Origin of the sequence: Amycolatopsis sp. NBC_00355, from assembly GCF_036104975.1 — a bacterium.
Classification (GTDB): Bacteria; Actinomycetota; Actinomycetes; order Mycobacteriales; family Pseudonocardiaceae; genus Amycolatopsis.
Genome location: NZ_CP107982.1, coordinates 4,617,036 through 4,627,830, shown reverse-complemented (window position 1 = coordinate 4,627,830; position 10,795 = coordinate 4,617,036). Strand labels below are relative to the sequence as shown.

The following is a 10,795-nucleotide window of genomic DNA, read 5'->3' as shown; positions in this document are numbered from 1 at the left end:
CGGCAAGCCGACGCCCGTTCGGCGTTTGTGGCGAGTCAGGTGCCTAGATGCACGCACTGTGCCTGGCGGATCCCGAGACTTTCGCTGGCGGCAGTGCGGTTGCCGCTGTCCCAAGTGGCCTGGATCTGGAAGCAGTACCGCTTGCCTTGGGCGACGTCCACGGTGAAAGTGGTCTGGCGGTCGGCGAGCTTGACGGTCGGTGTAGCGGTCCCGTCCTCCGCGATCACCACCGCGTAGTCCCAGTCTGCGGCGCCGGTCCAGGAGAGCCGCACCTGCTTCCCGAGGTCCTCCGGTGGCGCCAGCACCGGAGCCGTGGCCGCCGTACTTGGTGTGGCCGTTCCGGGCGCCGGAGCGGTTGGGCTGGGAACAGCGATATCCGCCGACTTGCCGGTGTTCATCAGCCACACCGTTCCGCCGCCCAGCACCACCGCGAGCGTCACGGCACCGGCCACGAGCCAGCGGGTCGCGGTAGGCCGCCGTCCCGTCGCCTCCTCGCCGGGAAAAGCGGGGCGCAGAGACGTCGCGGCGGCCGATTCCTGTTGGCTGGCCGCTTCGGCGTACGGCCGCCATTCCGGACGAAGTCCGGTCGCCGGCTGTGACAACGGGGGCGCAACGGATGCTGCCGGTGCCCAGCCTCCCGAGGTGGGCCTGCTGCTCGAGGCGACCGGAGCGAGCCCGGCGAGTTCCAGCGCGAGCTCGTTCGCGCTCGCGTGCCGCTCCGACGGGTTCTCGGCAAGGGCCTTCGCCAGAACCGCAGCGAAGTCGGCCCCGGCAATGTGGTCAGGCAGCCGTGGCGCAGGGGTGCTGACCGCACGCAGGCGGTAGTCACGTAGCGGTTCCCCCGGGTGCCGGGGGACGGGCGGTTGTCCGGTGAGCGCGGTGTAGAGGGTCGAACCGAGGCCGTAGATGTCGGATCGCAGGGTCGAGGAGCCGTGGTAGACCTCGGGAGCAGCGTGCTCCCAAGTTGCGCACTCCGCTCTCGCTCCCTCCGCGTCGGCGAGCAGCGACAGGCCGAAGTCGGTGAGTACAGGGTCATCGGGGCCGCGAAAGAGGATGTTCGGTGGTGTGATGTCGCCGTGCAGCAGCTGCTTGCCGTGCACCGCGTTCAAACTGGTGGCGATCCGGTGCCCGATCCGGGCCACCTCATCGGCTGGCAGCGGTCCACCGGTGGAGATCCGCGCGGCGAGCGACTGCCGGCACAGTTCCATGACCAGGTATGGGCGGCTTTCCCGGCCGGGAGTCAACCCGCTGTCGTACATGGTGATGACTTCGAGGTTGCTGGGCAGCTTGCCGATGGCGCGGCACTCGTCGAGGAATGAATCGCGAGCACGTCGATCCAGCGCCGAGGCGTGGAAGACCTTGACGGCTACCGGCCGGTCGAAATTTTCTTGAACGGCGCTGTAAACGGTGGCAAACCCACCGCTCGCCAATGGGGTCAGGTGCGAAAGCCCGGGTATTTCTGGAACTTCTTCGCCGCGAGTCGAGAAATGCACGTTCCAAGCGTAGCGCTCGTCGACGTGGTGGCGATAGGTCTGTGACAACTACGAAATCCCTGGGAGAAGTCGTGCGTATCCGATTGTCCGTCCGCGATCCCCGGGTCTCCGTGTTACGCGATTTCGGTATCGAATGCGTACCGGAGAACACGATCGATGAAGTCGTCGGCGTTCTGCGTGAAGCTGCCGGGTGTGCGGATACCGCTTACGTCGACGGCCGGCCGCTCGCCGGAGACGACCCGGTCGGCGAATCCGCGCTGCGGGACGGCGCGATCGTCGAGTTCGGAAACGCGGCGGTAGCGCCCGAACCGCGCCGAAGCCGATCGGAACCGCTTCTCCGGGTCGTGTCCGGGCGTGATGCCGGCGCGTCTCATGAACTGGCTCGCGGTGATGTCGTCGTTGTCGGCAGAAGCTCTTCGGTGCAGCTGTCCTTGACCGACCCTGATGTCTCGCGCGTGCATTGCAGCCTCCGCTGGGACGGCGACCGGATCGAGGTGATCGACCACGGTTCCAGCAACGGAACGTCGGTGAGCCGGGACGCCCGGTTCGCGGACTTCACGGTGCTGCGAGCAAAGGAAACCCGGGTGCTACCGCCCGGGGAAATGCTCCAGGTCGGCGGCACGCGGCTGGCGGTCGAGAACGTGGTCGCAGAGACCGCGCCGAGCAGCGACGCCCACGGCGGGCGGCTGGTCAACCGGGCTCCCCGGACGCGCCCCCGGCGGCCGGAAGCCGAGGTGACCCTCCCGCAACTTCCCCAGCAGCACACGCCGCCCCGGATCCCGATCGCGATCATGATCCTGGGCCCGCTGCTGATCAGTGGCGCGATGGTGCTGTTCACGCGGCAGTACCTCTTTCTTTTGTTCGCGCTCTTGTCGCCGGTGATGACGGTGGGCATGTGGTGGAACAACCGGCGCAACGCGCGGCAGCTGCGGGAAGGAAGCGCCGCGGACTACGAGCGACGGCTCACCGAGGCGAAGATCGCGATTCACGCTGCCGTCGACGAAGAGGACGCCTATTTGCGCCGCGAATGGCCGGCTCCGGCCACGGTCTTCAGCTGGGCCGGTACGTCCGCACCTGGATTGTGGCAGCGTCGCCGTGACGACGATGACTGGTTGCGTCTGCGGCTGGGCAGCTGGACGCGTACCGCGAGCGTGACACTGCGCGGCCCGTCCCCGGCCGACGGCTGGGCCGCACCGCGTCTCGAAGACGCACCGGTCGGCGTCGACCTCGCCGCGGCGGGCGCACTGGGGATCGCCGGTGACGGCACCCGCGCCGTCCTGGACTGGGTTCTTGTCCAGGCCGCAGTCCTGCACGGACCGGACGAGCTGAAGATCGTGGTGATCGCCCCGCACGCCGGCGCTCCGTTATGGGCGAGGTGGCTGCCGCACACGTACGCGACGACCGGGGGCATCCTGGCGGCGTGGACCGAGGACGCGGTGGCCCCGGTAGTGGCCGCGCTCAACGACCAAACGCAGAGCCGGCTCGAGTCACCGCATCGCGAGGGAGTCGCCCCCGACACACTCGTCGTGCTCTCGGGCGCCCGCGAGCTCTGCGAACGGCCGGACGTGGCCGAGCTGCTGCAGCGCGGACGCTTCGCCGGTGTCCGGTTCGTCTGTCTCGACGAATCACCGTCTGCGTTGCCCGACGTGTGCACGGCGGTCTTGCAGCTGGCCGCGTCCGGAGACCGGCTCAGCCTCGACCGGGGAGATGCGTTCGGCATCACTACCGATCGGGTCGGCGGCGACGCGGTTGAGAGGGTTGCGCGCACGTTGGCGCCGCTACGGGTCGTCGGCGCCGCGGGCGCGGCCGAGCTGCCGGAGCTGGTGCGGTTGACGGAACTGGTGCCGCCGGTGGATGCCGACGCGGTGCGGGCGGCCTGGCGGCTGGTGCCCGCGTGCACCTCGGTCCCCGTCGGGGTGGACATCTCGGGCCGGGTGCTCGTCGACATCGCCAAGGACGGCCCCAACGGTGTCATCGTCGGCATGCCCGGAGCGGGGAAGAGCGAGTTCCTGGTCACGCTGCTGGCTTCGCTGGCGTTGGCGAACACCCCGGAAAGCCTGAATTTCCTGTTCGTGGACTTCAAGGGCGGAGCGACGTTCAAGGATCTCGACCGGCTCCCGCACACCCTCGGTACCGTCACCAACCTCGACGGATCACCCGCGCGGTTCCTCTCGTCCTTGAATGCGGAGCTGGAGCGTCGCCAACGGCTGTTCAAGCAGGCTGGAGCGAACGGCCTCGCCGACTACGACGCCCGGCGAGGGAGTGCGGGTCTGCCGAAGGTGCCCCGCTTGGTCGTCGCGGTCGACGAGTTCGCCCAGCTCAACGACCTGCTGCCGAGCGCCGTGGACGATCTGGTCGGGCTGGCCCGGGTAGGGCGTGCGCTCGGTGTGCACCTGCTGCTGGCCACGCAGACCGAGGGGGACGTGAAGAAGAACATCAAGGACAACTCGGCACTGCGCGTCGCGCTGAAGGTCAGCCGCTCAGGCAGCGATCTGCTCCTGGACAGTCCGCTTGCCGGTCAGATCGGGCAGCGCCAGAAGGGCCGTGCCGTGCTGCGTCAGGCGGACAACCTGCGCATCGTGCAGACGGCGTGGTCAGGGGCACCCAGCGGAGCCGTCCAAGTGGTTGAGTTGCGGGTCACCCCTCTGCGGGAGCAGGACCTGGACCTCCCGGAAAGCCCGGCGACCTCGTCCGGCGAGCAGCCGCGCGCCGAACTGGACGATCTGATCGACGCGGTGGCTGCCGCGGCGGCCGCGGACGGTCTCCGGCCTCCCCACCGTGCCTGGTTGCCGCCCCTGCGGCCGATCATCACCCTCGACGAGCTGCCCGCGGCGGAGCTTTCCCTGCGACTGGGCATCCGGGACGTCCCGCACGAGCAGCGGCAGGACGCGTATGCGCCGCGGCTGGGCACGGGCAACGTCCTGATCGTCGGTGCGCCGCAGTCCGGTCGCACCAGCGCACTGCGGGCGATCGCCGCGGGGTTCATGCGGGCCGTGGGCCCCGATGCGGTTCAGCTGCACGTCATCGACGTGGGCCACGGGCTCGACGACGTCGCCAGGGCGCCGCACGCCGGGGTGGTGACGAACGCCGGCGAGATCTGGAGGGTGGAGCGGTTGCTGCTCCGGCTCGAGGCTGAGATCAAGGCGCGACGGGAACTGTTCGCCGACTTCGGAGTGACGAACTTGAACGAGCTGCGCGAAGCCGAGCCGTCCGCACCGCCTCACCTCATCGTGCTCATCGACGGCGTCGACACAGTCCTCGAGCAGGAGCGGAACGCCGAAGTGCTCCGCCGGGTACTTGAGAGCGGGCCGGCGGCGGGCGTGACGTTCTGTGTGACGACAACCGGTTCCGGTGTCCGGACGACCTTCGCGCGGTTGTTCGAGTACCGGCTGAGCCTGCGCCAGTCCGACAACGACCGCTTGGCGATGCTGGGATTCCCGCACCGCGCGGACGTCACCGCGTTGCCCACTGGACGGGCACTGTGCCAGGGAGACTCCACGCTCGTGCAGCTGCCGTTGCTGGCGACCGATCCCTCGGGTCCCGCTCAGCAGGCCGCCCTGGCTGCTGCGGTCGACAACGCCGCCCAACGGTGGCATGCCTCGCCCGGCCGGCGTCCGCTCCGGATCGACCGGCTTCCGTCCCGGATCTCGCCGTCGGATGCCTCGGCCGTCGGCGAGGATCCCGGTTCCGGGCTGGCACTCATGCTCGGAATCGGGGGAGACCGGCTGGCTCCCCGCTGGGTCGACCTGGAGACCGAACGGGTCGTCACCATCGCCGGTCCCCGGCGGTCCGGGCGCAGCACGGCGCTGTGCTCGGCGGCGTTCACCGCGTCGCGCCGCGGCCACCGCGTCGCGCTGGTCGCCCCACGACGAGACGCGGCGCACGCCGCACTCGCGGACAGCGGGGTCGAAGTCGTCGGTATCGGTGACCTCGCCGACGTGCTGGAACGGGGCGTGGATGTGTTGTTCGTCGACGACGCGGACGGGCTGGCCCTGCCCGACCCGAAGCTGGTCGAGTTCGGCAAGCCCGCCAGTCCGGTGCTCGTGGGCGCTTGCCGGGCCGACAAGCTGACGTTCGGCCAGGGGCTGGTGAAGGTGCTCGTCAAGGCCGAGGTGGGGATGGTGCTGCGGCCGGAGCGCGGCGAGCTGCTCGGGGTGGACTTCCCCCGTCCGACGTTCGATTTTCCGGCAGGGCGTGGCTACCTCGTGTCGCACGGTGAAGCCGTGCTGGGCCAGGCCGCGGACATCACCCTGGCGTCGCGGCGGGCCGTGGCACTGGACTAGCCGCTGAAGGAGAGGGTGCCCGCGATCGCGGCGAAGACCTCGTCGAACTCGTCGGCGAGATCGAGGTTCGGGGTGACGAACGTCAGGGCGGCGACGCGGTGGAGTCCGGGCACCGGGAGGTAGAACCGGCGGGTGAACGCCGGCACGGTGTCCGACCAGCCGGGGTGGCTGACTTCGATGTGCCCGGCGGTCGATACCGCGAGCCCGGCGGGAAGCTCCCGGGTGGTGATCTCGGCGTCCGTGTCGCGCGCGTCGTGCTCGATCTGGCGGCGCACCTGCTCGAGACCACCGACGGGCGGCGACAGGGCGATCGCGACGTTCGCGGTGATCAGCATGGGCTGCGGCGATCCCGTGTCGACGATCTCGGCGAAGAACCCGGCCAGGATCAGGTCGACGCTCGTGGTCAGCCGGCGCAGTTCGAGCGCGAGCGGCCCGGCCAGCCGGCCGATCAGATCCTCGTCGACGTCGTCGCCGTGGTGTTCGCGAGCGGTCCGGATCAGTTCGGCGGTGAGGTCCTCGGCCCGGGGGTCGATTTCGAGCCAGCTCTTCGGCAACCGGACGCGGACCTGGCGGGTCGGGGTTTCAACCGGCATCTCGGGTGTCCTCACTTTTTCGGGAGGGGTGTGTGGTCCCAGAGCTGTTTCCAGGCGGTGGACGTGTAATCGCTGTACTCGGCGGTTTTGGTCACTGCCGGTGGAACGGGATTGTTGTGGTGGGTCAGGTCGGCGCCCACTTCGAAACCGGTCGTACCCAGCTGTACCGGAGCGGAGATGACCGAGACTGGCCTCATGACGACGTTACCGGTGAAGTAGCCGCGGGCGACGATCGTTCGCGCTGCCGCCGTGACCGCGTTGCCGTGAGCCATGTTCTGGATGCCCAGCGGCACTTCCGCGGTCGTGAAACCTTCGGTCAGTTTTCGGGCCGTTCCGGACAGCTTCGCACTGTTCAGCACGACATGACTGCCGTGGTCGGCTGGACTGAGCAGTCGCTTCAAATCGGCGCCGACGTCACGCTTGAGGCTGGTCGCATCTTTCCACCAGCTGAGTTCCTTGCTCGGTCTGACCAGAGCGCCGGCTCTGCCGACACCTCCTAGAAGCGCGAAGCCGAAGCTGAGAAGGGCTTCGCCTGCTTCGCCGGCTTTCCGGTGATCCTGAGCTGCTTGGGCGATGCGGCCGAGTGCGGCAATCCCGGTCGCGGCGACGCCGAGCCCATACATCACGGCAGCCGCGTGGGGTGCGAAGATCGCGACGAAGGGTGCCGCGGCGGTCAGTAGGGATCCCACTTCCGAGAGGCCGTTCAGGAAGTGGTCGAACCCGGGCGATGAAATGACGTCATTGAAGCCCTGCAAGATGGCTTCGAAGGTGTTGTGGTGATACTTGTCGGCGACCTTGCCCGCATCGTCGATCTTCGCCGCGGCTCTGTCGCCGGCGTCGTGCTGCAGTTCGGACACCTGATCGGCCAGGCGCCGAGCTGCGGTCAGGCGTTGCCGGGCCAAGTCGGCCTGGGTCGCCGTGTACCGGGCGTCACCGTCCGCTTGAGACTTGGCCGAGTCGGCTTCCTGGCTCACCCGCAGGTCTTGGGTGATGAGGTTCTGAGCGGTGGTCGCTCCGGCGACGTCACCCACGGCGCTGCTCACGGTCTGCTGCAGCCGGGAGGTCACGATCCGGCCCTGTGCCGAGCGTGACTGGGTGGCGTACGCGGCGGACTTTTCCGCTGCTTCGCGGTGCTGGCGATCGAAGTTCGCCTCGTCGGCCTCGGCCGCTTCCGCGGCAGCTTCATGCTGTCGTGCGTCGTCTTTGCACTGCCTGAGCTCCACTGCGTAGGTGGTCAGCGCATCGCCCACCTCGCCGTAGGAGTTCGTCAGGCGATCGAGGTCCGCGCACAACTCATGCAAAGATCGCTCGAACGCCTTCGCGGCGTCGCCGATCCAGACGGCGTCGATGCCGGAGTCGCTGACGGCCTGGAGCCTGTTCCGAGCTTCCCTGGCATCGCTTGAGACCGAGCGGAAGATGTCGGCGGTGTTCTCGACGCGCTCAGGGTCGCCTGGAGCGGGGTCCCGGCCCAGCGCGGGGTAGCTCACAGATTCCCTCCGAAAGTCTGGACGACGTCGTCTTCGGTCCGGCAGTACGCCGTGATCGCGCTTTCGAGGTGATCTGTGCAGTCTTTGATCTTCTGGCCCAGCTGTTTCCGGGCTACGCCCCATCGATCCGCGAAATCGGAGACCGAGTGCGCGAGCCGTGCGTGGCCGGTCTCTTGCTGGCTCAGCGGTTCGGCGACCGCGAGCCGTTCAAGTTGTTCGTCGATGCTCCGCAACGTGTTGACAAGTTGCCGTAGAACGGCCGGGTCGACGGTGAATCCGTTCATTCGCGGAACCGCCCTCGTCGGTGCGTACGAGCTTCATGAGCTGCCGGGATCACGTACTCAGGTCGTTGTTCCGCTGCGGTTTGTTACGCCTTGCCTGGGTGCCGAACCGGTGCCGCACTACTCGAACAGGCTGCCCGCCTTCAGGGTGTTCCGGGCGCATTCGACCGCACCTGCGCAGTCGAGCGTGGCGGAGACGAATCGGTCGCAGAGCAACTCCTCGCTCAACCAGTGTCGAACTTCTCGGTCACCTTGCTCACCGTTCCGCGGGCGAGCTCGCGTGGGTCTGGTGCTCGTCCGTCGATCACCGTCGCCAGGGCGATTACCGCCGCTTCGCGAAATGTGCCGACGAGCCGGAGCGCGGGCCCAACGACTGTCGACTCCATTCGGGAAGCGTTGAGGATCGCCGCAAGGGTGTGCAGCGCACGATCGCACAGCCCATGGGAACAGCAGGGTGTCGGAGCCGTCGGCGCGTACACCATGTCGGTGTACACCGAGGTCGAGGTGGCCGAGTAGGACGCCGAGTCCGACGGTGAGGCGACGATCGCCTGGACGTAGGCGGTGCCGATGTTGCTGACCGTCTTGGCCCAGTTGGTGCCGCACCGCGGCGAGTACCGCAGCTGCACCTGACCGACCGTCCCGCCGCCGCTGTTCTTGATCGGCTGTGTGCTGACGGTGTACGCGTCCGACGCACAGCCGGTCTGGATCGGGTCGCCGACCGATGCGCTGGCCGGCACCGCGCTGAGCACGGCACCTGCCGACAACGCGATCGTCATCGCGGCGACGGTCACGGTCTTCCTGCTTCGCCGAGCCTCCCCTGTGGTGGGGCCGGACGACGCTGCACGCGTGAGCATCATGTTTCCTCCAGGAGTTCGGAAAGGATCGGCGTGTCGTGTCTGCCGATCGCGTCACCGGAGCGGGACGTGAATCCAGGATCTGCGTCCGCGCCGTTGTCCCGATAGGCCGGTGAAGACGGGACAATCAAGGCAATCAACCTGGTCAAGGTCGCCAGGCGAGCCGCTGGCAGCTCGTAGCGCCATCATGTGTCGCCCTACCGCGCAGTTGATCTTTTGGTAGCGAGCCGCGATGCGCCACGTTCGAGCGCGGTCTGGGATGTCGCAACGTTCCAGGAACGTTTCACTGCAGGTGAGCAGCCCTTCTTTGCGCACGATCGAGGCAGCTGGCACGGCGTAGACGCGGTCGAAGATGTTCGGCTCGAGGCCGGTTGAAGTGACCGCACCGTCGCCAGACGTATCGGACAGCAGCAACTCGTGCTGATGAAAGGTGACAACGATGAGTACCGTGCTCCCCTGGCGGGGACGACTCCGCCGACTACTTGCCGGCTCGGCGGCGCTGAGCTGCATCGTGCTGGTGTTGATCCCATCGTCCCCCGCCTTCGGCTCCCCCCGTGCGGCCACAACGGCGACGACATCGGAGCAGAGCATCTACCGGATGAACAGCGGTGGCCCGGCGGTGACCGACTCGATCGGCCGGCAGTGGCGAGCCGACGAGTACTACATCGGCGGTGGCACGCACACGGTGGCCAACACGATCGCGGGCACCGCGGACCAGGCCTTGTTCCAGTCCGAACGCTGGGGAATGTCGGGCTACGACATTCCGGTCGCCAACGGCACCTACACCCTGCAGTTGCTGCTGGCCGAGCTCAATCCCGCATCCGGCGCGCGGGTCTTCAGCGCCACGGCCAACGGCCAGCCCGTGATCACCAACTACAACATCGCCGCCGAGGTCGGCAACTTCCGCGCCGACGTCGTACGCCAGACCGTTACCGTCACCAACGGCGTCCTGCAGCTCCGGTTCATCGCCAGCAGCAACTCCGCGAGCGTCACCGGCATCGAACTGCTCACCACCAGCACACCGTCCGGGCAGCCCATGCCGACCGGCGACCTTGCCGGCTGGCACCAGATCTTCAGCGACGACTTCATCACCCCCGCCGCCGCCGGGTCGTTCCCCGGCACCGCCTACGGTTCGGCCTGGAACGGCTATGACGGCTCCCGCGACACGTCCAAGCAAGGTGTCTACTCGCCCGCCAAGACGCTGAGCGTCTCCGGCGGTGCCCTCACCATGAACCTGCACACCGAAAACGGCATGCACCTGGTCGCAGCGCCCTACCCGCGGCTGCCGGGTGGCGCGTTCGGCCAGACCTACGGGCGTTACTCGGTTCGGTTCCGTGCCGATTCGGTGGCCGGGTACAAGACCGCCTGGCTGCTGTGGCCCGACACCAACAACTGGTCCGACGGTGAGATCGACTTTCCCGAAGGCAACCTGACCGGGCACATCGAGGCGTTCTCCCACCACGTCGGAGCACCCACCCAGCAGGACCAGTTCAGCACCGCGGCCACTTACGGCACCTGGCACACTGCCACAACCGAGTGGACCCCGGGTCGTGTGACCTTCGTCCTCGACGGGGTCACTATCGGCAGCGCGACTACGGCTATCCCGACCACCTCGATGCACTTCGTGCTCCAGACCGAGACGTGCACTGACGGCTGCATCGTCTCGAACACCGCGACCGGCAACGTCCAGGTCGACTGGATCAGCATCTACTCCAGAAGTTAGACATCTGCGACACCGGCCTGAGTTGATCTCACAGGAGAACGCGTTCCGCTCCCGCACGTGTTGCGGAAGCGGAACGCGTCC

At 67.9% G+C, this 10,795-nt stretch carries 8 protein-coding genes; 2 read left to right on the top strand and 6 right to left on the bottom strand.

Annotated features, from left to right (window positions below; translation table 11 throughout):
* Positions 1 to 35: 35 nt before the first annotated feature.
* Positions 36 to 1,541, bottom strand: coding sequence for a serine/threonine-protein kinase (locus OHS18_RS20345; protein ID WP_328618103.1), 1,506 nt, complete (start codon positions 1,539 to 1,541; stop codon positions 36 to 38).
* 23 nt (positions 1,542 to 1,564) lie between these two features.
* Here OHS18_RS20345 and OHS18_RS20340 point away from each other — a divergent pair, with 23 nt between their 5' ends.
* Positions 1,565 to 5,776, top strand: coding sequence for an FtsK/SpoIIIE domain-containing protein (locus OHS18_RS20340; RefSeq protein ID WP_328618102.1), 4,212 nt, complete (start codon positions 1,565 to 1,567; stop codon positions 5,774 to 5,776).
* On the opposite strand, the gene OHS18_RS20335 is transcribed toward OHS18_RS20340, so the two are convergent.
* The 5 genes from OHS18_RS20335 to OHS18_RS20315 all read right to left on the bottom strand — a co-directional run bounded on the left by OHS18_RS20335 (position 5,773) and on the right by OHS18_RS20315 (position 9,501).
* Positions 5,773 to 6,369, bottom strand: coding sequence for a hypothetical protein (locus tag OHS18_RS20335; RefSeq protein WP_328618101.1), 597 nt, complete (start codon positions 6,367 to 6,369; stop codon positions 5,773 to 5,775). The two genes, OHS18_RS20340 and OHS18_RS20335, sit on opposite strands and share 4 nt — an antisense overlap.
* Before the next feature lie 11 nt (positions 6,370 to 6,380).
* Positions 6,381 to 7,856, bottom strand: coding sequence for a WXG100 family type VII secretion target (locus OHS18_RS20330; RefSeq protein ID WP_328618100.1), 1,476 nt, complete (start codon positions 7,854 to 7,856; stop codon positions 6,381 to 6,383).
* On the bottom strand, positions 7,853 to 8,140 hold the full coding sequence (locus tag OHS18_RS20325) for a hypothetical protein (RefSeq protein ID WP_328618099.1): 288 nt from the start codon (positions 8,138 to 8,140) through the stop codon (positions 7,853 to 7,855). The genes OHS18_RS20330 and OHS18_RS20325 overlap by 4 nt, the downstream gene beginning before the upstream one ends.
* A gap of 221 nt (positions 8,141 to 8,361) precedes the next feature.
* Positions 8,362 to 8,928 (bottom strand): DUF2690 domain-containing protein, encoded by a 567-nt coding sequence (locus OHS18_RS20320; RefSeq protein ID WP_328618098.1) that lies wholly within the window; start codon positions 8,926 to 8,928, stop codon positions 8,362 to 8,364.
* A gap of 117 nt (positions 8,929 to 9,045) precedes the next feature.
* Positions 9,046 to 9,501: a hypothetical protein gene (locus OHS18_RS20315; protein WP_328618097.1), complete on the bottom strand. Its 456-nt coding sequence runs from the start codon at positions 9,499 to 9,501 to the stop codon at positions 9,046 to 9,048.
* A gap of 88 nt (positions 9,502 to 9,589) precedes the next feature.
* On the opposite strand from OHS18_RS20315, the gene OHS18_RS20310 reads away from it, so the two are divergent.
* Positions 9,590 to 10,714 (top strand): malectin domain-containing carbohydrate-binding protein, encoded by a 1,125-nt coding sequence (locus tag OHS18_RS20310; RefSeq protein ID WP_328618096.1) that lies wholly within the window; start codon positions 9,590 to 9,592, stop codon positions 10,712 to 10,714.
* Positions 10,715 to 10,795 lie beyond the last annotated feature (81 nt).

What these genes read in the sequence shown, in the direction of transcription:
- OHS18_RS20315 (WP_328618097.1), bottom strand. Translation starts at nt 9,501, where the DNA reads ATGCAGCTCAGCGCCGCCGAGCCGGCAAGTAGTCGGCGGAGTCGTCCC.
- OHS18_RS20310 (WP_328618096.1), top strand. Translation starts at nt 9,590, where the DNA reads ATGAACAGCGGTGGCCCGGCGGTGACCGACTCGATCGGCCGGCAGTGG.
- OHS18_RS20325 (WP_328618099.1), bottom strand. Translation starts at nt 8,140, where the DNA reads ATGAACGGATTCACCGTCGACCCGGCCGTTCTACGGCAACTTGTCAAC.
- OHS18_RS20335 (WP_328618101.1), bottom strand. Translation starts at nt 6,369, where the DNA reads ATGCCGGTTGAAACCCCGACCCGCCAGGTCCGCGTCCGGTTGCCGAAG.